A 20,289-nucleotide genomic window follows, 5' to 3' on the forward strand; every position below is an offset into this window, starting at 1 on the left:
ATGCAAATTCTCAAAGTGATTTCGCTGCTGCTCGATTACCCGACTGAAACGCTGATCAGCGGCCGCGACGAACTGGAGCAGGCGATCATTCAGTCGCGGGAAATCAGCCCGAAGCAGCGCGGTGCGTTGTTCGAGTTGCTGGAGCTGATCTGCGCCAATGACCTGATGGACGGGCAGGAGCACTACGGTGCGCTGTTCGGTCGGGGGCGCGCGCTCTCGTTGCTGTTGTTCGAACACGTGCACGGTGAGTCCCGCGACCGTGGCCAGGCCATGGTCGACATGATGGCGCAGTACGAAGACGCCGGTTTTGCCATCGGCGTCAAAGAGCTGCCGGACTACATCCCGCTGTACCTGGAATTTCTGTCCACTCGCGAAGACATCGAGGCCCGCGAGGGCCTGGCGGATGTCTCGCACCTGCTGGCCTTGCTCGCGGCGCGTCTGGAGGAGCGTGAAAGCGCCTACGCCAGTTGCTTCCGGGCGCTGCTGCAGATTGCCGGCTCCGAACCGCATCAGGCCGTGGCCGACCTGCGTGAGCAGGTCGCGGCGGAAGTGCGCGACGACTCGCTCGAAGCCCTCGACAAGATCTGGGAAGAGGAGGCCGTGGACTTTCTCCAGGCCGAACAGCAGGACCGTTGCGGTTCGCTGCCAAGCGCACCGGGCAAGGCCCGGGAAGAAAGCGCGGTGCCGTTGCACTGGGTGGATTTTCAGCATGAAGGACTGGCCGCCGCGCCAGCCCAGGAGGTAGGCAATGTCTAAATGGAACCTGTTGTTGTTCGGGATTTATCCCTATATCGCTTTGGCCATTTGCCTGATCGGCAGTTGGGCTCGCTTCGACCTGTCGCAGTACACCTGGAAGGCGGGCTCCAGCCAAATGCTCAATCAGCGCGGCATGCGCGTGGCGAGCAACTTCTTCCACATCGGTGTGTTGTTCGTGCTGGCCGGGCATTTCGTCGGCCTGCTGACGCCCGCGTCGGTTTATCACCATGTCATCAGCACTGAGAACAAGCAGTTGCTGGCGATGGTGTCCGGCGGGTTCTTCGGCCTGTTGTGCCTGATCGGCCTGCTGATGCTGGTCAACCGGCGCCTGAGCGACCCTCGGGTCCGCGCCACGTCCAGTACGTCGGACATCCTGATTCTGCTGGTGCTATTGGCGCAGTTGCTGCTCGGCCTGCTGACCATCGTTGCGTCCACCGCGCACATGGACGGTTCGGTGATGGTGATGCTCGCCGACTGGGCGCAGAACACCGTGCTGTTGCGGCCGACGGAAGCGGCGGCCTCCATCGCGCCGGTCGGGCTGACCTACAAGCTGCACGTGTTCCTCGGCCTGACCCTGTTTGTGCTGTTCCCCTTCACCCGTCTCGTACACGTGATCAGTGCACCGGTCTGGTACCTGGGACGCCGTTATCAAATCGTTCGGCAGAAATTCTGAGGAGACAATCATGTCAGGTGGATGTGGATGTGGCGGTGGTAACGGCGGCAGCGGTGGCTGCGGATCTTCCAAACAAGTAGAGGTTGCGGTGCCGGACGATGTCGCACCGTTTGAAGAGCTCGCGGTTGAGCCTCCGGCGGCCGATGACGCGCCCGCGCAGTTGATCGCCAGCAGTGAGCAGGAGTGGCCGATCATCAGCGTCAACGAGGTGGTGATCACCCCGGAAGCGATGGCCCAGGAGCTGCAATATCACCCGGCCGAAAGCCGCGAAGAGGCGGTGTATCTGGCCGCCAAGGCGCTGGTGATCCGCGAGTTGTTGCAGCAGCGCATTGCCGAACTGGGCGTGTCGCTGGAGGTCGGTGCCGGTGAGAACGAAGAGGAAGCCGCCACGCGCTTGTTGCTCGAACGCGAGGTGATCGTGCCGCAATGCGACGAGCAAACCAGCCTTCGTTACTACGAAAACAATCGCGGGCGCTTTCACAGCGCGCCGTTGCTGGCGGTGCGGCACATCCTGCTGGAATGCGCGCCGGACGATGCCGAGGCTCGCGAGCTGGCGCATGCCCAGGCAGAAATCCTGCTGCAACGGCTGGAAGATTTCCCCGGCAGCTTCGCCGAGCTGGCGGTGAAATATTCGGCCTGCCCGTCGAAGGCACAAGGCGGTTCTCTGGGGCAGATCAGCAAAGGCCAGACCGTGCCGGAACTGGAGCGGCAGCTGTTCACGCTGGCACCGGGGCTGGCCAGCAAACCGTTGGAAAGTCGTTATGGCTGGCATGTGGTCAGTGTCGATCAGCGGATCGAAGGCATGCCGTTGCCCTATGAAGCGGTGTCGACGGCAATCCGCACGCAGTTGCAGCAGGGCGTCTGGCAAAAGGCCCTGGTGCAATACCTGCAAACCCTGATTGGCGCGGCGGATGTTCGCGGTATCCATTTGCAGGGCGCTGACTCACCGCTGGTGCAGTGAGCCTCAAGGCTAACCGGGAGATGTGATGAACGCTGTGATGCAGGATGGTTTTGGGCGGCAGATCGATTATCTGCGGATGTCGGTGACGGACCGGTGTGATTTTCGTTGTGTGTATTGCATGGCGAAAAACATGACCTTCCTGCCGCGTCAGCAGGTGCTCACGCTGGAGGAATTGCAGCGCCTGGCAACGTTGTTCGTTGGCCTGGGCGTGCGCAAGATTCGCCTTACCGGCGGCGAGCCGTTGATCCGTCCCGGCATTGTCGATCTGTGTCGCAACATCGCCGCGTTGCCCGGTTTGCGCGAACTGGTGATGACCAGCAACGGCTCGCAGCTGGGCCGCCTGGCGCGGCCGTTGGTGGAGGCGGGTGTTAAACGGATGAACATCAGCCTCGACAGCCTGGACGCGCAGAAATTTCGCGCGATCACCCGCAACGGCGATCTCGATCAGGTGCTGGGCGGCATCGAAGCGGCGCGGGATGCGGGGTTTGAGCGAATCAAGCTCAACTGCGTGGTGATGAAGGGGCGCAATTTCGATGAGGTCCCGGCGCTGGTGCAATACGCTATCGACCAGCGCATCGATATCAGTTTTATCGAAGAAATGCCGCTGGGCGATGTCGGGCGATCTCGGGGCGAATCGTTTTGTTCCAGTGATGACGTGCGCACGTTGATTGCTCAGCGTCATCGCTTGCTCGACAGTACGGAAAACAGCGGCGGGCCGGCGCGTTATGTGCGCCTGGAACGCCATCCCGAGACCCGGATCGGTTTCATTTCACCCAACAGTCACAACTTCTGCGGTACTTGCAACCGGGTGCGGATGACCGTGGAAGGCAAGCTGCTGTTGTGTCTGGGGCAGGACGATGCGCTGGATTTGAGAGGGTTGCTGCGGCGTTATCCGCTGGATGATCAGCCGGTGATCAATGCGGTGCAAAAGGCTTTGCGCGGTAAACCGCTGCGCCATGATTTCACTCCGGAGGGGGACGTGCAGATTGTTCGGTTCATGAATATGAGTGGTGGTTGAGCAAGTCTGTGAAGCAGAAAACCCACTGTGGGAGCGAGCCTGCTCGCGATGGCTTTGTGTCAGGCGGTCGGTTTTTTGAGGGTGTACATATCCATTCCTGCGGTAACGGCCGCTAATGGTTTCGCTTTTACAGCGAGTCACTTGGAGAAGCGCCAAGTAACCAAGCGCTTTTGCCCCTGTCGTTCGGTGCCTCGCTAATGCTCGGCATGCCCTCGCTCCGGTCCTGCTCCGTGGGCCCGCCGCGATCGGCCATCCTTGGCCGTGCGCGGCTAACCCGGCATCCATGCCGGGTTGCCCACTGCGCAGAACCTGCGCTCAGCCTCTCGAGGGGGCGACTACCGCCACAGCCGCCGAGGCGGCCTGAAAGCCGACCTGGCTCTTTGGGGGTACGCGTTGTCCTTCTCTGATGCGTTCACTCATTCCCGACATGTACACCAATCCCCTGTAGGAGCCGGCTTGCTGGCGATAGCGTCGTTTCAGGCGATAGGTGTGTCGACTGACCCACCGCTATCGCCAGCAAGCCGGCTCCTACGCGGGATTGGGTTCACACGATTCAAAATTGTAGGAGCCAGCTTGCTGGCGATGGACGTCAACGATAACGCGGGCTGTCTGAATGAACGCGGTGTCTAGACGACTTTCGCCGGCAAGCTGGCTCCTACAGGGAATCGCGTTTGCTTTTGATTTTCACCACTCATCAGGCCGAGCGTTAGCTCGCCTTCAGCTTTTGATCTGGCTTTTGAGGTACACGCCCCCTCGAGAGGCCGAGTGGAGGTTCTGCGTAGTGGGCAACCCGGCATGGATGCCGGGTTAGCCGCGCACGGCCATGGATGGCCGATGGCGGCGGGCCCACGGAGCAGGACCGGAGCGAGGGCATGCCGAGCCACAGCGAGGCACCGAACGAAAGGGGCAAGAGCCCTTGGTTACTTGGGGCTCTTCCAAGTTACTCGCCGTAAGGGCGAAACCAATAGCCGCCGTCACCGCAGAAATGGATATGCCCCCAGATCAAATCCCGCCCAGCTACCGCATTCACAACATCCGCTTCTTCTTGCGCCGAGCCCACTGCCGACTCACCCACCACCGCCAATACATCATCACCAGGCAATAAGCGAGGGCCCCCAACACCAGCCCCACCACAACCGACCCCAGCAAAAACGGCTGCCACAGCGTAGACAGCTCCCCGCTGATCCACTCCCAGGTCAACTCATCCGGCAGATGACGAGCCGGGACATCCATCAACCACGCCCCGGTCTGATACGTACAAAAAAACACCGCAGGCATAGTGATCGGATTAGTCAGCCAGACCAGACTGACCGCAATCGGCATATTGCCGCGTACGACAATGGCCAGAACCGCCGCCACCAGCATCTGCAACGGAATCGGCAGGAACGCCGCAAACAAACCCACCGCCATCGCCCGTGCGACCGAGTGACGGTTGAGGTGCCAGAGGTTCGGGTCATGCAACAGCGTGCCGAGAAAGCGTAAGGATTTGTGTTCCCTGATGCTGATCGGGTCTGGCATGTAACGTTTGAATAAGCGCCGGGGCATAGGGCTTCTCGGTCGGTTAAGGCGGCAAGTATGTCTGGATTCTATGAGCCGCCTATTCAGACTTTGTGACAATTAATAACGATGCACGTGCCGCGCGCCGGCTATGCCTAGGAGGGGACTCTCAAGGACGGGCGTATGCGCACAGGGATGATGGCGCTGGCGTTGGGTCTGCTGGCCCTGCGTTTTTTGCCGGTATTACCGCCGGTCTGGTTATGGCTGGTGTTGCCCGTAACGGGTTTGATGGCGCTGCCGTTTCGCACGTACCCATTGGCGTTTTTTCTGTTCGGCATCAGTTGGGCCGGCGCAAATGCGCAGTGGGCGCTGGATGATCGTTTGTCAGCGAATCTCGATGGCGAAACCCGTTGGGTCGAAGGGCGGGTGACCGGTTTGCCGCAGAACAATGACGGTGTTGTGCGTTTCGAACTGGCAGACGTCCGGTCGCGACAGGCCAGGGTGCCGCAACGGATGCGCCTGGCCTGGTATGACGGACCGCCGGTCAACAGTGGTGAACGCTGGCGGCTCGCGGTGAAGCTGAAACGTCCTGCCGGGCTGCTCAATCCTCATGCCTTCGATTACGACGCCTGGCTGCTGGCACAACGCATCGGCGCTACCGGAACGATCAAGGACGGTGAGCGGCTCAGGGAAGCCCGATGGGCCTGGCGCGACAGCATCCGCCAGCGTTTGCAAACCGTGGATGCCCAAGGGCGAACCGGCGCGTTGATTGCGCTGGTGCTGGGGGATGGCGCCGGGCTGAGTCGTGAGGATTGGCAGGTGCTGCAAGACACCGGCACCGTGCATTTGCTGGTGATTTCCGGACAGCACATCGGTTTGCTGGCGGGGGTGGTTTACCTGCTGATTGCCGGGCTCGCTCGTTATGGGTTGTGGCCGAACCGCTTGCCGTGGCTGCCATGGGCCTGTGCACTGGCATTCGCCGCCGCCCTTGGTTACGGACTGCTGGCGGGGTTCGAAGTACCGGTGCGGCGGGCCTGCGTGATGATCGGCCTGGTGCTGTTGTGGCGCCTGCGATTTCGTCACCTCGGCGCCTGGTGGCCGCTGTTGCTGGCGCTCAACGCTGTTTTGTTGCTGGATCCGCTGGCGAGCCTGCAACCGGGTTTCTGGCTGTCCTTCGCCGCAGTGGCGGTGTTGATCTTCACCTTCGGCGGTCGCTTGGGGCCGTGGCGATGGTGGCAAACCTGGACCCGTGCTCAGTGGCTGATCGCGATCGGCCTGGGCCCGTTGCTACTGGTGTTGGGATTGCCGATCAGTCTCAGCGGGCCGGTCGCCAATCTGCTGGCGGTGCCCTGGATCAGTTTGCTGGTATTGCCACCGGCCTTGCTGGGAACCCTGTTGTTACCGCTGCCTTATGTGGGCGAGGGCTTGTTGTGGCTGGCGGGTGGTCTGATCGACTGGCTGTTCAAGGGCCTTGGGTTGATGGCCGGTCAATTGCCCGCGTGGGTGCCCGTGGCGATTCCATTGTCGATATGGGCACTGGGCATGCTCGGCGCGTTTCTGCTGTTAATGCCTCGCGGTGTACCGCTGCGCCCGCTGGGTTGGCCGTTGTTGCTGTTGCTGGTTTTTCCACCACGGCCACTTTTGCCAGAGGGCATCGCCGAAGTCTGGCAACTGGATGTCGGCCAAGGGTTGGCGATTCTGGTGCGAACTCGCCATCACACGCTGCTGTATGACACCGGACCACGCTTCGGCGACTTCGATCTAGGCGAGCGAGTGGTCCTGCCAGCGTTGCGCAAACTCGGCGTGAGCGAACTCGACCTGATGTTGATCAGCCATGCCGACGCCGATCATGCCGGTGGTGCGCGAGCGGTTGCCAATGGTTTGCCGATAAAGCTGGTGCTCAGCGGTGATCCCTTGGCGCTGCCCGCCGAATTGCACGCCGATGCCTGCGAGAGTGGCCAGCAATGGACCTGGGACGGCGTGAGGTTTCAGCTCTGGCAATGGCCTTCGGCCATGGACCGCAATCAAAAATCCTGCGTGCTGCAAATCGAAGCCAATGGCGAGCGATTATTGCTGACCGGAGACATCGACAGCGCCGCCGAGCGTGCCCTGCTCGACAGCCCGCTCGCAGTGCCCACCGATTGGTTGCAGGCGCCGCACCACGGTAGCCGCAGCTCGTCGTCGATGGCGTTGCTCACTGCGTTGCAACCCAAAGCCGTGCTGATCTCTCGCGGCAACGGCAATTCGTTCGGTCACCCGCACCCCACGGTCATGGCCCGTTATAAAAAACGCGGTATGGAAATCCATGACAGCGCCGAGCAGGGCGCCATCCGTCTGCACCTCGGACGCTTCCATCCCCCGTGGACGATGCGTCAAGAACGGCGTTTCTGGCGTTCCACGCAATAACCGCGAGTTATGAAAGCCCGACCGGATGCGACATCACGGTCTTCGGTGCATCGACCCCCTATGTTAGAGTGGCGCACTTTTTCGAGGGGACTGTCACTGTGTGGGAATTGGTCAAATCCGGCGGCTGGATGATGCTGCCGATCATTCTGAGTTCCATCGCGGCCATGGCGATCGTCGCCGAGCGTCTCTGGACCCTGCGCGCCAGTCGTGTGACCCCGGAGCACTTGCTCGGGCAGGTCTGGGTGTGGATCAAGGACAAGCAACTCAATAAAGAAAAACTCAAGGAATTGCGCGCCAATTCGCCGTTGGGCGAGATTCTGGCGGCAGGCCTGGCCAACTCCAGACATGGTCGCGAGATCATGAAAGAGTGCATCGAAGAAGCCGCCGCGCGGGTGATTCACGAACTCGAACGCTACATCAATGCGCTGGGCACCATCGCCGCCATGGCGCCGTTGCTGGGTTTGCTCGGCACCGTGCTGGGCATGATCGATATTTTCAGCGCGTTCATGGGGACGGGCATGGGCACCAATGCCGCCGTGTTGGCCGGTGGTATTTCGAAGGCCTTGATCACCACGGCTGCTGGTCTGATGGTCGGTATCCCTGCGGTATTTTTCCACCGTTTCCTGCAACGCCGCATCGATGAGCTGGTGGTGGGCATGGAGCAGGAAGCGATCAAGCTGGTCGAGGTGGTACAGGGTGATCGTGACGTGGACCTGACCGAGGGCAAAAAAGCGTGAAATTCCGCCGCAAACCGCGGGAAACGGTCGACATCAACCTCGCGTCGCTGATCGACGTGGTGTTTATCCTGCTGCTGTTTTTCGTCGTGACCACTACCTTCACCCGTGAAACCCAGTTGCGCGTCGATCTGCCCGAAGCGGTCAGCGGTTCGCCTGCCGAAGACCAGCAGGTTAAACACCTGGACGTGGCCATCAGCGCCGAAGGCGTGTTCTCGGTGAACAATCAGGTCTTGCAGAAGAACGATCTGACCGCGCTCATGGACGCGTTGCAAAAAGAATCCAACGGTGACACCAACCTGCCGCTGTCGATCAGTGCGGACGGCAAGACCCAGCATCAATCGGTCATCACCGCCATGGACGCCGCCGGCAAACTCGGCTTCAGTCACCTGCGCATGACCACTGTCGAGGCGGCGCAGCCCGCGCCCTGATGGCCATGTCCGATCGCTTGCTCGCCGCGTGGTACCAAGGTCATCCGGCCCTGAAGCTGTTGCAGCCGCTGGAGTGGCTGTACCGGCGCGTGGTGATGAACAAGCGCAAACGCTTTCTGGCGGGTGAGGGCGAGATTTATCAGCCACCGGTGCCGCTGATCGTCGTCGGCAACATCACGGTGGGCGGCACCGGCAAGACGCCGCTGATTCTGTGGATGATCCAGCATTGTCAGCGCAGCGGTTTGCGGGTCGGCGTGGTCAGCCGTGGTTATGGCGCCAAACCGCCGCAACTGCCATGGCGCGTCGAGGCCGATCAAAGTGCCGACATCGCCGGCGATGAACCGCTGCTGATCGTCCAGCGTACCGGCGTTCCGTTGATGATCGACCCGGACCGCAGCAGTGCGGTCAAAGCGCTGCTGGCGAGCGAACCTCTGGACCTGATTCTCTCCGACGACGGCATGCAACATTACCGTTTGGCCCGCGACCTTGAACTGGTGCTGATTGACGCCGCCCGAGGCCTGGGCAACCAGCGCTGCCTGCCTGCGGGACCGTTGCGCGAACCGGTCGAACGCCTGCAAAGCGTTGACGCGGTGCTGTACAACGGCGCCACGGATGATCGCGACAACGGTTTTGCCTTCCAGCTGCAACCCACGGAACTGGTTAACCTGCACAGCGGCGAACGCCGTCCCCTCGACCACTTCCCAGCGGGCCAGGCGCTGCACGCCGTGGCCGGGATCGGCAATCCGCAGCGTTTCTTCACGACCCTTGAAACGCTACACTGGCAGCCAGTCCCGCATGCATTTGCCGACCACGCCGAGTACAGCGTGCAGGCCTTGAATTTCACACCGTCATTGCCGTTGGTGATGACCGAAAAGGACGCGGTGAAGTGCCGTGCCTTCGCCGCTGCCGATTGGTGGTACCTGGCGGTCGATGCTGCGCCATCGCCGGCCTTCGTGGCCTGGTTCGATACGCAGTTGATGCGCCTGTTGCCGGCTCGACTTTTGCCTTAAATCGTTTATATCCAGGGAATGCTCATGGACACCAAATTGCTCGACATCCTCGCTTGCCCGGTCTGCAAAGGCCCGCTCAAGCTCAGCGCCGACAAAACCGAGCTGATCAGCAAGGGCGCCGGCCTGGCGTACCCGATTCGCGACGGCATCCCGGTGATGCTCGAAACCGAAGCTCGTACCCTGACCACCGACGAGCGTCTGGATAAATGACCACAGCCTTTACCGTTGTCATTCCATCGCGTTACGCCTCGACCCGCCTGCCGGGCAAACCGCTGCTGCTGATCGCCGGCAAGCCGATGATCCAGCACGTCTGGGAACAAGCGTGCAAAAGCAGCGCCGAGCGTGTGGTGGTTGCCACTGACGATGCGCGCATTGTCGAGGCGTGCATCGCGTTTGGTGCCGACGTGGTGCTGACCCGCGAAGACCACAATTCCGGCACGGACCGTTTGGCTGAAGTCGCCGCGAAACTCGGTCTGGCGTCCGACGCGATCGTGGTCAACGTGCAGGGTGACGAACCGCTGATCCCGCCAAGCGTGATCGATCAGGTCGCGGCCAACCTCGCAGCCCACACTGAAGCGCGCATGGCCACGCTGGCCGAGCCGATCGAAGATGTCGAAACCCTGTTCAACCCCAACGTGGTCAAGGTGGTCAGCGACCTCAATGGCCTGGCGCTGACGTTCAGTCGTGCGACGTTGCCATGGGCTCGGGACGCGTTCGCGAAAAGTCGCGACGTGTTGCCGGAAGGCGTGCCGTATCGCCGCCACATTGGCATTTACGCCTACCGCGCCGGTTTCCTGCATGACTTCGTCAGCTGGGGCCCGTGCTGGCTGGAAAACACCGAATCCCTGGAACAGCTGCGTGCGCTGTGGCACGGCGTGCGGATTCACGTCGCCGACGCGCTGATCGCACCGCCCACCGGCGTCGATACGGCTGAAGACCTCGAGCGCGTTCGTCGCCTGCTGGAGGCCTGATGCGGGTTTTGTTCGTTTGCCTGGGTAACATCTGCCGTTCACCCACGGCCGAAGGTGTGCTGCGGCACAAATTGCGCGAAGCGGGGCTGGCCGATCAAGTCGAAGTCGCCTCCGCCGGCACCGGTGGCTGGCACATTGGCAAGGCTCCGGACAAACGCAGCCAGGCCGCGGCCAAGCTGCGCGGTTACGACCTGTCGATGCAGCGCGCCCAGCAAGTGACCCGCGCCGATTTTTCCACGTACGACCTGATCCTGGCGATGGACAACAGCAACCTGAGCGACCTCATGGCGCTGCAACCTGCCAAGGGCAAGCCCAAGGCCGAATTGGACCTGTTTCTGCGCCGCTACCAGTCGCCAGTCGATGAAGTGCCGGACCCTTACTACGATGGCAACCAGGGCTTTGAGCAGGTGCTCGACTTGATCGAAAGCGCCTGTGATCTGCTGGTGATCGAATTGAAGGGCCGGTTATGAGTTTGCAGGTTCAGCCACAGGTTTCGCTCAAGCCTTACAACAGCTTTGGCGTGGACGTTCAGGCGCGCTTGTTTGCCGAGGCTCACAGCGATGCCGACGTACGCGAGGCGCTGGCCTATGCGGTGGAGCATGACGTGCCGTTGCTGGTGATCGGTGGTGGCAGCAACCTGCTGCTGACCGCCGACATCCAGTCGCTGGTGTTGCGCATGGCCACCCGCGGGATTCGCATTTTGAGCGACGACGGCAGCAAGGTCGTGATCGAAGCCGAGGCCGGCGAGCCTTGGCATCCGTTCGTGCAACACACCCTGGCGCAGGGGTTGTCGGGTCTGGAAAACCTCAGCCTGATCCCCGGCACCGTCGGCGCGGCACCGATGCAGAACATTGGCGCCTATGGCGTGGAGATCAAGGACGTGTTCGCCGGCCTGACCGCGCTGGACCGCCAGACTGGCGAGCTGCGCGACTTCACGCTGGCCGAATGCAACTTCGCTTACCGCGACAGCCTGTTCAAACAGGAACCGGGGCGTTGGTTGATCCTGCGGGTTCGTTTCGCCCTGGACCGTGCCGAGCACTTGCATCTGGAGTACGGCCCGGTGCGTCAGCGTCTGACCGAGCAAGGCATCGATCACCCGACCGCCACCGACGTCAGCCAGGCGATTTGCAGCATCCGCAACGAAAAACTTCCGGACCCGGCGGTGCTCGGTAACGCCGGCAGCTTCTTCAAAAATCCCTTGGTCCCGGCTGCACTGGTCGCTCGGCTCAAAGGCGAATATCCGGACCTGGTGGCTTACGCGCAACCCGACGGGCAGATGAAACTGGCTGCGGGCTGGCTGATCGAGCGGGCAGGGTGGAAAGGTTTTCGCGAGGCCGACGCGGGCGTGCATAAATTGCAGGCGCTGGTGCTGGTCAACTACGGGGCCGCGACCGGTCTGCAGTTGCTGAACCTGGCACAGCGCATCCAAAAGGACATTTCAGAACGCTTCCATGTCGATCTGGAAATGGAGCCCAATCAGTATTGAGGCTACGCTTTCAAGGCTGATCTCAAAGCCCTGCACATCTTCGATTGTGCAGGGCTTTTTTGTTAATGCTGGGTTAACTTAGCCCCCTAACGATGCAAGCATTTGCTCCACCAAGGGCCCGATGCAGACATCTCCGTCCGCATAAGAGAGCCTCATTAGCCTGAGTCGATCTGCGTGATGCCAACCGCTAATCCCCCAGCGGCAGATTGCTCGACCCCATAACCCATACCACTATGCGGGCGTGCCCATGATTACCCTGAAACTCAATGGTCAAGACCATCAACTCGATGTCACCGAGGACATGCCGCTGCTCTGGGCCATCCGCGACGTGGCCGGTTACAACGGCACCAAGTTCGGCTGCGGCATGGGCCTGTGCGGCGCCTGCACCATTCACATCGAAGGCGCCCCGGCGCGCAGTTGCATCACGCCGATCGGCTCGGTAGTCGGTCAGAACGTCAGCACCATCGACAACCTGCACGCCGACCCGGTCGGGCAAATCGTGCAGCAAGCCTGGCTCGACACCGCCGTCGCCCAGTGCGGTTACTGCCAGGGCGGGCAGATCATGTCCGCCACGGCATTGCTCAAGACCAACCCGAACCCGAGCGACGAACAGATCGAAGAGGCGATGGTCGGCAATATTTGCCGTTGCGGCACCTACAACCGCATCAAGACCGCCATCCGCCAGGCATCCACTCACCTGAAGGAAGCCAAGGCATGAGCCAGTTCCCGAATGATTTCGCCCTGAGTAACCTCAGCCGCCGCGGCTTCCTCAAAGGCGTCGGTGCCACCAGTGCGCTGGTGGTCGCCGCGAGTTGGGGCTGGCAGGACGCGTTCGCAGCCGAGAAGGAAAAGAAATTCGGCGCCGAGGGCATGCTCAACGGCTGGATCGATGATCCGAAGGTGTACGTCAGCATCGCTGCGGATGGCACCGTGACCGTGGTTTGCAACCGTTCGGAAATGGGCCAAGGCGTACGCACCAGCCTGACCATGGTCGTGGCCGATGAACTTGAAGCCGACTGGGCGCAGGTGAAAGTGCAGCAGGCGCCGGGCGATGAAGTGCGCTTCGGCAACCAGGACACCGACGGTTCGCGCAGCATGCGCCACTGGTACGAGCCGATGCGCCGCTGCGGTGCAGCCGCGCGGACCATGCTCGAACAGGCGGCCGCCGAACAGTGGAAAGTCCCGGTCGGCGAGTGCCATGCGCAATTGCACAAAGTCATCCATAAACCGAGCGGTCGTGAACTGGGTTACGGTGCGCTCGCCGTCGCTGCCGGTGCGCTGGCGGTACCGGCACGTGACAGCCTGCGGCTCAAGGAACCGTCAGAATTCCGCTACATCGGCAAGGAAGGCACCAAGGCCATCGACGGTGCTGACATCGTCAACGGCCGCGCGATCTACGGTGCCGACGTGCATATCGACGGCATGCTTTACGCCGCAATTGCACGTCCGGCGGTGTACGGCGGCAAGGTCAAATCCGTGGATGACAGCGCGGCGCTGAAAGTCCCCGGGGTGGTCAAAGTCATCCAGATCGAAGGCCGTCCGCTGCCCTCGGAGTTTCAGCCGCTGGGCGGCGTGGCGGTGGTGGCCAGCAATACCTGGGCGGCGATCAAGGGTCGAGACGCGCTGAAAATCGAATGGGACGACGGCCCCAACGCCAGCTACGACTCGATCGCCTACCGCAAGGAAATTGAAGCGGCGTCGCTCAAGCCCGGCAAAGTGGTGCGCAATACCGGCAACATCGACCAGGCCATGAGCGGCGCCGACAGCACCCTCGAAGCCTCTTACTATCTGCCGCACCTGACGCAAGCGCCGATGGAGCCGATGGTCGCCATCGCCCGTTTCAAGGATGGCGTGTGCGAAGCCTGGGCGCCAAGCCAGGCGCCGCAGGTCACCCGTGAACGAATCGGCGAACGCCTGGGCATTCCGTTCGATAACGTCACCTTCCACGTCACCCTGCTCGGCGGCGGTTTCGGCCGCAAGTCCAAGCCGGACTTCATCATCGAAGCGGCGATCCTCGCCAAGGAATTCCCCGGTAAGGCGGTGCGGGTGCAATGGACTCGTGAAGACGACATCCACTGTTCGTATTTCCACACCGTCTCGGCTGAATACTTGAAGGCCAGCCTGAACAAGGACGGCCTGCCGTCGGGTTGGTTGCACCGCACGGTAGCGCCGAGTATCACCGCGCTGTTCGCGCCGGGCATGAACCATGAGGCCGCTTTCGAGCTGGGCATGGGCTTCACCAACATGGCTTACGCGATCCCCAACGTGCGCCTGGAGAACCCGGAAGCGGCGATTCATACGCGGGTCGGCTGGTATCGCTCGGTGTCGAACATTCCTCACGGCTTCGCGATCCAGTGCTTTGTCGATGAGTTGGCGCACAAGGCCAAACAGGATCCGCTCAAGTACCAGATCAAATTGCTCGGCCCGGACCGTCAGATCGATCCGCGTACGTTGAGTGAAGAGTGGAACTACGGCGAGTCGCCCGAGCGTTACCCGATCGATACCGGGCGCATGCGCACTGTCCTTGAAACCGCCGCGAAAGCTGCGGGTTGGGGCCGAGAGTTGCCGAAGGGCCGAGGCCTGGGACTGGCGGTGCATTACAGCTTCGTCACTTACGTGGCGGCGGTGATCGAAGTCGAAGTCAAAGATGACGGCACGTTGATCGTGCACAAGGCCGATATAGCGGTGGATTGCGGTCCGCAGATCAACCCCGAGCGAATTCGCTCGCAGTTCGAAGGCGCTTGTGTGATGGGGCTGGGCAACGCGGTGCTGGGCGAGATCAGTTTCAAGGACGGCAAGGTCCAGCAAGACAACTTCCATATGTACGAAGTGGCGCGCATGTCCCTGGCGCCGAAGGAAGTTGCCGTGCATCTGGTCACGCCGCCGGGCGTGGTGCCGTTGGGCGGTGTCGGTGAACCTGGCGTGCCGCCGATTGCGCCGGCGCTGTGCAATGCGATTTTCGCCGCCACCGGCAAACGCATCCGCAACTTGCCGGTTCGTTATCAACTGCAAGGTTGGCAGAAGGCCGAGGCTTGATGGACAGCGTCGATCTGAATGTCCTGCGCAGCGTGCTGGAATGGCGCCGCGCCGGTCAGCGAGTGGTGTTGTACAGCGTGGTCCAGACCTGGGGCACCGCGCCCCGGGCGCCTGGCGCGATGTTGGCCTTGCGCGAAGACGGGGTGGTGATCGGTTCGGTGTCTGGTGGTTGTGTCGAGGATGACTTGATAGCCCGGCTGCACGATGGCCGGATTCCGGCTGACGGGCCGCCGGTGCAGTTGATCACTTATGGCGTTACTCGCGAGGAGGCCGCACGGTTTGGTTTGCCGTGCGGCGGCACGTTGCGCCTGACCGAGGAGCGAGTCGGCGACCCGGCTTGGGTTGCCGGGTTGCTGGCGAGTTGCGAGGCCCATGAAATCACGGCGCGCTCGCTGGATATCGCGAGCGGTGAAGTGACGTTGCAGCCGGCGACCAAGAACGATGCGCTGAGTTTTGACGGCACCACGCTGCGCGCCATTTACGGTCCGCGTTGGCGGTTGTTGTTGATCGGCGCGGGGCAATTGTCCCGTTATGTTGCCGAGATGGCGCGGCTGCTGGATTTCGAAGTGCTGATCTGCGATCCACGCACCGAGTTCGTCTACGGCTGGGAAGAACAGCACGGGCGCTTCGTATCCGGTATGCCGGACGAAGCGGTGCTGAACATCCAGACCGACGAACGTACGGCCATCGTCGCGCTGACTCACGATCCGCGCCTGGATGACATGGCGTTGCTGACGGCGCTCGATTCCAGGGCGTTTTACGTCGGTGCGCTGGGTTCGCGGGTCAACAGCCTGAAGCGCCGGGAAAACCTCGCTCAGCTAGGCTTGTCCCAAGAGGCCATCGAGCGCTTGCACGGCCCGATAGGCCTGCACATCGGCAGCCATTCCCCGGCGGAAATCGCCTTGTCGCTGCTGGCGGAAATTGTCGCGATCAAGAACGGCGTCGAGCTGAAACAGAAGAAGCCGTTGCAGGAGGAGGCATGAGCGGGCCAATCGGCGTCATCGTGTTGGCGGCGGGGCAGGGCACTCGGTTTCGACAGGTGGCGGGTGCCGACAGGGACAAGTTGTTGGCGGACTGTACGGGACGCGATGGCGGCGTTCGTTCGGTGATCGAGCAGGTGTTGGTGAGTTTGCCGGCCACGCTGGCGAAACGCGTGCTGGTGACGACCGAAGATCGCCCGCAAGTGATTCGCATGGCCAAGGCTTATGGTTTCGAGATTGTGCTGATCGAATCCTCCGGCATGGGCGACAGCATTGCGGCTGGGGTGGCAGCGTGTCCGCAACTCGGTGGCTGGTTGATTGTGTTGGGGGATATGCCGTTCATTCTGCCGTCGACGGTTGAACAGGTGTTGGCGGGGTTTTCTGATGATGGGATCAGTGTTCCGGTGATGAATGGCGAATACGGCCATCCGGTTGGTTTCGGGCGAACGTTTGGACCGGGGTTGATGGCGTTGTCGGGTGATCGCGGGGCCAAGCCGTTGTTTGCGTCGGCGCGGGTGGTTGAGGTGGCGGTCGAGGATGCCGGGGTGTTGTGGGATGTGGATGTGCCTGAGGCGTTGGTTTTCGCCTGATCCTCCGCCTTCGCGGGCAAGTCGGATCGCCGCACCGCACGCTCCTACAGTGATCGGCGGAAAACCTGTAGGAGCGAGGCTTGCCCGCGAAGAACGATAACGCGGTCTAACTGTGGAACCGCCGGCATAAAAAAAGCCCCGCCTGGGTTACCAGGCGGGGCTTTTTAGTGGCCGATGGAATCAGACGAGGGGTTTAGGCTCGTGCTCTTTTTCCTGGGCTTGCTCGTGTTGCTCTACCGCTTCCTGAACGGAGCGTGGAGCTTCGTCGATCACGGAGTCAGCGGGCTCGGCAGCCACTTCAGCAGCCGGGGCAGGAGCAGCCTCGACGACTTCAGCAACAACCGGTGCCACTTCGACAGCGACCGGAGCAGCAGCGGCAGCCAGTTCGGCTTCCTTCTGCAGGCGCTCTTCTTCACGCTTGCGACGACGCACTTCACGCGGGTCGTTAGGTGCGCGGCCACTTGGTGTCAGGGCGCTGGCCGGGGCAGCTTCAACCACTGGTGCAGCCACTTCGGCGACAACAGGGGCTTCAACAACCGGAGCCACTTCTGGTTCGGCAGCCACAACAACAGGCTCGACAACCGCAACTTCAGCGATTGGTGCTGGCGTTTCGACCGCTACCGGCTCGGCAACCCAGTTGAAAGCGGTTTGCTCTTCGCGAACTTCACGAACGGTTTCGGTCACGGTTTCAGCGACGGTTTCAACAACCGGCTCTGCAACCACGGCAGGCGTTTCAGCAACGACGGCAGGCTCGGCGGCAGCTTCGACTTCAGGCTGTGCTTCACGAACCGGAGCCACTTCGACTTCTGGAGCGGCAGTTACTTCTACAGGCGTGGTCGCTTCAACGACTGGCGCTTCGACTGGAGCAGTTTCCAGTGTGGCGGCAGTGGCGCGTTCGGCTTGCTCGTTGGCCTGTGCTTCGGCCGGAGCGCTGATCACGGTGCTGGCAACGGCTGCGGTAACAGCCAGGCCTGCGGCCAGATCGGCAGCGCTTGGTGCTTCGGCGCCTTCGTTACCTTCGGCGGACTCGGATTCTTCCGAACCTTCGATCACGTTGCCGTTGGCATCGCGTTGACGCTCGCGACGGTTGCTGCGACGACGCTGGCCACGGGAGCGGCGGCGTGGACGATCGCCTTCGGCGCCTTCCTGACCGTCTTCCTGCAGTTGCTCTTCGTTGCCAGTCAGCTCTTCTTCAGCAACGGCGGCAGCGGCTTGCTCGGCGCGTGGTTGACGCTCCTCACGCGGTGGACGTGGCGCACGCTCTTCACGTGGCTGACGAGCTGGACGCTCTTCAGCAGCAGCGGTAGCGGCAGCAGCAGCAGCAGCAGCCGGAGCAGCGGCGTCGAGTGGTTCACGCAGTTCACGAACGCGTTCTTCACGCTCGCCACGTGGCTTGCGATCTTCACGAGGCGCGCGCGGTGCACGTTCTTCGCGAGGGGCGCGTGGTGCACGCTCTTCACGTGGAGCGCGTTCTTCGCGAGCGACTGCCGGGGTTTCTTCACGGGCTTCGCGTGGCTCACGTGGTGCGCGTTCTTCACGCGGTGCACGTTCCTCACGAGGCTTGCGTTCTTCATCGCGGCGACCGTTACGGTTGCGGCTCTGCTGACGACCGTTGCGACGCTCTTCGTTGCGGGCCGGGCGCTCGGTGGTCGCTGGTTTTTCAACCACAACCGGAGCAGCAGGCTCTTCTTTGGTAGCGAACAGGCTGACCAGCGATTTCACCAGGCCTTTGAACAGGCTTGGCTCTGGCGCGGCGGCTGGTGCAGCAACCGGTGCGGCGACGACTTCGGTCGGAACCGGAGCGTTGGCGCGGGCCGGCGCAGTCTTGACCGCGGCTTCCTGGCGAACCAGGGTGCGGGTCGCAGCGGCTGGCTGGACTTCTTCGACTTCAGCAGCGGCAGCAGCGATTTCGTAGCTGGACTGGTTGATGCTGGCTTCCGGGCTGTCATCACGCAGGCGCTGAACTTCGAAGTGCGGCGTTTCGAGGTGATCGTTCGGCAGAATGACGATGCGGGCACGGGTGCGCAGTTCGATCTTGGTGATCGAGTTGCGTTTTTCGTTAAGCAGGAAGGCTGCGACCGGAATTGGCACTTGTGCGCGAACTTCGGCGGTGCGGTCTTTCAGGGCTTCTTCTTCGATCAGGCGCAGGATTGCCAGCGACAGCGATTCAACATCACGGATGATGCCGGTGCCGTTGCAACGCGGGCAAACGATGCCGCTGCTTTCGCCGAGCGATGGACGCAGGCGCTGACGGGACATTTCCAGCAGGCCGAAGCGCGAGATGCGGCCAACCTGCACGCGAGCGCGGTCGGCTTCCAGACATTCGCGGACTTTCTCTTCCACGGCGCGCTGGTTCTTGGCAGGGGTCATGTCGATGAAGTCGATGACGATCAGGCCGCCGATGTCGCGCAGGCGCAACTGACGGGCGATTTCTTCGGCGGCTTCAAGGTTGGTCTGCAGGGCGGTTTCTTCGATGTCGCTGCCTTTGGTGGCGCGCGCCGAGTTGATGTCGATGGACACCAGGGCTTCGGTCGGATCGATAACGATGGAACCACCGGAAGGCAGTTCGACGACGCGCTGGAAAGCGGTCTCGATCTGGCTTTCGATCTGGAAACGGTTGAACAGCGGAACGCTGTCTTCGTACAGCTTGATCTTGCTGGCGTACTGCGGCATCACCTGGCGGATGAAGGTCAGGGCTTCGTCCTGGGCTTCAACGCTGTCGATCAGCACTTCGCCGATGTCCTGGCGCAGGTAATCGCGGATGGCGCGGATGATCACGTTGCTTTCCTGGTAGATCAGGAATGGCGCGGAGCGATCCAGCGAGGCTTCTTTGATGGCGGTCCAGAGTTGCAGCAGGTAATCGAGGTCCCACTGCATTTCTTCGCTGCTGCGGCCCAGGCCGGCAGTGCGCACGATCAGACCCATGTCGGCTGGTGCTACCAGACCGTTCAGGGCTTCACGCAGTTCGTTGCGCTCTTCACCTTCGATGCGACGGGAGATACCGCCGGCACGCGGGTTGTTCGGCATCAGGACCAGGTAACGACCGGCCAGGCTGATGAAGGTGGTCAGGGCTGCGCCCTTGTTGCCACGTTCTTCTTTTTCGACCTGAACGATGACTTCCTGGCCTTCGCTCAGGACGTCTTTGATGTTGACGCGGCCTTCAGGGGCTTTCTTGAAGTATTCGCGGGAGATTTCTTTGAGGGGCAGGAAGCCGTGGCGCTCGGAGCCGAAATCGACAAAGGCAGCCTCAAGGCTTGGTTCGATGCGAGTAATCCGGCCTTTATAGATGTTGGCCTTCTTCTGCTCGCGTGCACCGGATTCGATGTCCAGGTCGTAGAGGCGTTGGCCATCTACCAGTGCAACACGCAACTCTTCGGGTTGAGTTGCGTTAATCAGCATTCTTTTCATGTAGTACCGTCGGTTTCCGGGCTGCCGGAAACGGCGTTCGGCACACACGACTTCTCATGGTCGGTGTCAGGTGCGTCGGGAGTGGTTGGCCATTCCCGTGTCTAGCGAAGTCCGGCCAATGTGGGCCTTCGTCGCGACGTACGCGTCCTGCTTGCTGTGGCTACTTAAGCACTCAGTCAGGAGGAGGAATCAACCGGCGGCTGTGGACGAGATGAAGCGTCTTGATAAAGCCTATTGCTACACAGTCCAGCGGTTGTGCATCTCCACCCTACACGTATCCCTGATAATTCGGGTGCTGCCGCGCGCAGAATCCGCAGCGGGTTGGCATTTAC

The 20,289-nt window shown here is 61.7% G+C and carries 18 protein-coding genes; 16 read left to right on the forward strand and 2 right to left on the reverse strand.

The genetic code is table 11. The features are described 5' to 3' along the window. From narJ to moaA, 4 genes are read left to right on the forward strand one after another with little or no spacing between them, the layout of a single operon-like run. On the forward strand, positions 1-756 hold the full coding sequence (narJ, locus tag J4E42_RS23295) for a nitrate reductase molybdenum cofactor assembly chaperone (protein WP_207286275.1): 756 nt from the start codon (positions 1-3) through the stop codon (positions 754-756). Next, positions 749-1,429: a respiratory nitrate reductase subunit gamma gene (gene narI / locus J4E42_RS23300; RefSeq protein ID WP_008030998.1), complete on the forward strand. Its 681-nt coding sequence runs from the start codon at positions 749-751 to the stop codon at positions 1,427-1,429. Before narJ ends, narI begins: the two co-directional genes overlap by 8 nt. A 10-nt stretch (positions 1,430-1,439) precedes the next feature. Continuing rightward, complete coding sequence (locus J4E42_RS23305; protein ID WP_207286276.1) at positions 1,440-2,390, forward strand: peptidylprolyl isomerase; 951 nt, start codon at positions 1,440-1,442, stop codon at positions 2,388-2,390. Between the two features lie 25 nt (positions 2,391-2,415). Next, positions 2,416-3,408: a GTP 3',8-cyclase MoaA gene (gene moaA, locus J4E42_RS23310; RefSeq protein WP_008031001.1), complete on the forward strand. Its 993-nt coding sequence runs from the start codon at positions 2,416-2,418 to the stop codon at positions 3,406-3,408. Between the two features lie 1,026 nt (positions 3,409-4,434). Here moaA and J4E42_RS23315 read toward each other — a convergent pair. Continuing rightward, positions 4,435-4,953 (reverse strand): DUF2062 domain-containing protein, encoded by a 519-nt coding sequence (locus tag J4E42_RS23315; RefSeq protein WP_008031552.1) that lies wholly within the window; start codon positions 4,951-4,953, stop codon positions 4,435-4,437. Between the two features lie 135 nt (positions 4,954-5,088). On the opposite strand from J4E42_RS23315, the gene J4E42_RS23320 reads away from it, so the two are divergent. From J4E42_RS23320 to J4E42_RS23375, 12 genes are all read left to right on the forward strand, one after another. Continuing rightward, entirely contained in the window at positions 5,089-7,311 is a 2,223-nt protein-coding gene (locus J4E42_RS23320) for a DNA internalization-related competence protein ComEC/Rec2 (RefSeq protein ID WP_207286277.1), read from the forward strand. 98 nt (positions 7,312-7,409) lie between these two features. Next, complete coding sequence (locus J4E42_RS23325; protein WP_008045105.1) at positions 7,410-8,048, forward strand: MotA/TolQ/ExbB proton channel family protein; 639 nt, start codon at positions 7,410-7,412, stop codon at positions 8,046-8,048. After that, positions 8,045-8,476 carry a biopolymer transporter ExbD gene (locus tag J4E42_RS23330; protein WP_008031559.1) on the forward strand — a complete coding sequence of 144 codons (432 nt, stop codon included), beginning with the start codon at positions 8,045-8,047 and terminating at the stop codon, positions 8,474-8,476. Before J4E42_RS23325 ends, J4E42_RS23330 begins: the two co-directional genes overlap by 4 nt. Then, on the forward strand, positions 8,476-9,486 hold the full coding sequence (gene lpxK / locus J4E42_RS23335; protein ID WP_008031560.1) for a tetraacyldisaccharide 4'-kinase: 1,011 nt from the start codon (positions 8,476-8,478) through the stop codon (positions 9,484-9,486). The genes J4E42_RS23330 and lpxK overlap by 1 nt, the downstream gene beginning before the upstream one ends. Positions 9,487-9,510: 24 nt before the next feature. Then, positions 9,511-9,696 (forward strand): Trm112 family protein, encoded by a 186-nt coding sequence (locus tag J4E42_RS23340; RefSeq protein ID WP_007945752.1) that lies wholly within the window; start codon positions 9,511-9,513, stop codon positions 9,694-9,696. After that, a complete protein-coding gene (kdsB, locus tag J4E42_RS23345; protein WP_008045101.1) occupies positions 9,693-10,457 on the forward strand; it encodes a 3-deoxy-manno-octulosonate cytidylyltransferase in 765 nt (254 codons plus the stop codon). Before J4E42_RS23340 ends, kdsB begins: the two co-directional genes overlap by 4 nt. Continuing rightward, positions 10,457-10,927, forward strand: coding sequence for a low molecular weight protein-tyrosine-phosphatase (locus J4E42_RS23350; protein ID WP_207286278.1), 471 nt, complete (start codon positions 10,457-10,459; stop codon positions 10,925-10,927). The genes kdsB and J4E42_RS23350 overlap by 1 nt, the downstream gene beginning before the upstream one ends. Next, a complete protein-coding gene (gene murB / locus J4E42_RS23355) occupies positions 10,924-11,943 on the forward strand; it encodes a UDP-N-acetylmuramate dehydrogenase (RefSeq protein ID WP_008031565.1) in 1,020 nt (339 codons plus the stop codon). The genes J4E42_RS23350 and murB overlap by 4 nt, the downstream gene beginning before the upstream one ends. A 247-nt stretch (positions 11,944-12,190) precedes the next feature. Then, positions 12,191-12,661 carry a (2Fe-2S)-binding protein gene (locus tag J4E42_RS23360; RefSeq protein ID WP_008031566.1) on the forward strand — a complete coding sequence of 157 codons (471 nt, stop codon included), beginning with the start codon at positions 12,191-12,193 and terminating at the stop codon, positions 12,659-12,661. After that, positions 12,658-14,979 (forward strand): xanthine dehydrogenase family protein molybdopterin-binding subunit, encoded by a 2,322-nt coding sequence (locus J4E42_RS23365; protein WP_207286279.1) that lies wholly within the window; start codon positions 12,658-12,660, stop codon positions 14,977-14,979. The genes J4E42_RS23360 and J4E42_RS23365 overlap by 4 nt, the downstream gene beginning before the upstream one ends. Then, positions 14,979-15,962 carry an XdhC family protein gene (locus J4E42_RS23370; RefSeq protein ID WP_008031568.1) on the forward strand — a complete coding sequence of 328 codons (984 nt, stop codon included), beginning with the start codon at positions 14,979-14,981 and terminating at the stop codon, positions 15,960-15,962. The genes J4E42_RS23365 and J4E42_RS23370 overlap by 1 nt, the downstream gene beginning before the upstream one ends. Continuing rightward, positions 15,959-16,549 (forward strand): NTP transferase domain-containing protein, encoded by a 591-nt coding sequence (locus tag J4E42_RS23375; protein WP_207286280.1) that lies wholly within the window; start codon positions 15,959-15,961, stop codon positions 16,547-16,549. Before J4E42_RS23370 ends, J4E42_RS23375 begins: the two co-directional genes overlap by 4 nt. Positions 16,550-16,729: 180 nt before the next feature. On the opposite strand, the gene rne is transcribed toward J4E42_RS23375, so the two are convergent. After that, a complete protein-coding gene (rne, locus tag J4E42_RS23380; protein ID WP_207286281.1) occupies positions 16,730-19,957 on the reverse strand; it encodes a ribonuclease E in 3,228 nt (1,075 codons plus the stop codon). Positions 19,958-20,289: the final 332 nt, after the last annotated feature.

The sequence above is a fragment of the Pseudomonas sp. FW300-N2A2 genome (assembly GCF_017351735.1).
Lineage (GTDB): Bacteria > Pseudomonadota > Gammaproteobacteria > Pseudomonadales > Pseudomonadaceae > Aquipseudomonas > Aquipseudomonas migulae.

Excerpts from the sequence above, each read along its gene's own strand:
- narJ (WP_207286275.1), top strand. The coding sequence starts at position 1 with ATGCAAATTCTCAAAGTGATTTCGCTGCTGCTCGATTACCCGACTGAA.
- narI (WP_008030998.1), top strand. The coding sequence starts at position 749 with ATGTCTAAATGGAACCTGTTGTTGTTCGGGATTTATCCCTATATCGCT.
- J4E42_RS23305 (WP_207286276.1), top strand. The coding sequence starts at position 1,440 with ATGTCAGGTGGATGTGGATGTGGCGGTGGTAACGGCGGCAGCGGTGGC.
- moaA (WP_008031001.1), top strand. The coding sequence starts at position 2,416 with ATGAACGCTGTGATGCAGGATGGTTTTGGGCGGCAGATCGATTATCTG.
- J4E42_RS23315 (WP_008031552.1), bottom strand. The coding sequence starts at position 4,953 with ATGCCCCGGCGCTTATTCAAACGTTACATGCCAGACCCGATCAGCATC.
- J4E42_RS23320 (WP_207286277.1), top strand. The coding sequence starts at position 5,089 with ATGCGCACAGGGATGATGGCGCTGGCGTTGGGTCTGCTGGCCCTGCGT.
- lpxK (WP_008031560.1), top strand. The coding sequence starts at position 8,476 with ATGGCCATGTCCGATCGCTTGCTCGCCGCGTGGTACCAAGGTCATCCG.
- J4E42_RS23340 (WP_007945752.1), top strand. The coding sequence starts at position 9,511 with ATGGACACCAAATTGCTCGACATCCTCGCTTGCCCGGTCTGCAAAGGC.
- kdsB (WP_008045101.1), top strand. The coding sequence starts at position 9,693 with ATGACCACAGCCTTTACCGTTGTCATTCCATCGCGTTACGCCTCGACC.
- J4E42_RS23350 (WP_207286278.1), top strand. The coding sequence starts at position 10,457 with ATGCGGGTTTTGTTCGTTTGCCTGGGTAACATCTGCCGTTCACCCACG.
- murB (WP_008031565.1), top strand. The coding sequence starts at position 10,924 with ATGAGTTTGCAGGTTCAGCCACAGGTTTCGCTCAAGCCTTACAACAGC.
- J4E42_RS23360 (WP_008031566.1), top strand. The coding sequence starts at position 12,191 with ATGATTACCCTGAAACTCAATGGTCAAGACCATCAACTCGATGTCACC.
- J4E42_RS23365 (WP_207286279.1), top strand. The coding sequence starts at position 12,658 with ATGAGCCAGTTCCCGAATGATTTCGCCCTGAGTAACCTCAGCCGCCGC.
- J4E42_RS23370 (WP_008031568.1), top strand. The coding sequence starts at position 14,979 with ATGGACAGCGTCGATCTGAATGTCCTGCGCAGCGTGCTGGAATGGCGC.
- J4E42_RS23375 (WP_207286280.1), top strand. The coding sequence starts at position 15,959 with ATGAGCGGGCCAATCGGCGTCATCGTGTTGGCGGCGGGGCAGGGCACT.
- rne (WP_207286281.1), bottom strand. The coding sequence starts at position 19,957 with ATGAAAAGAATGCTGATTAACGCAACTCAACCCGAAGAGTTGCGTGTT.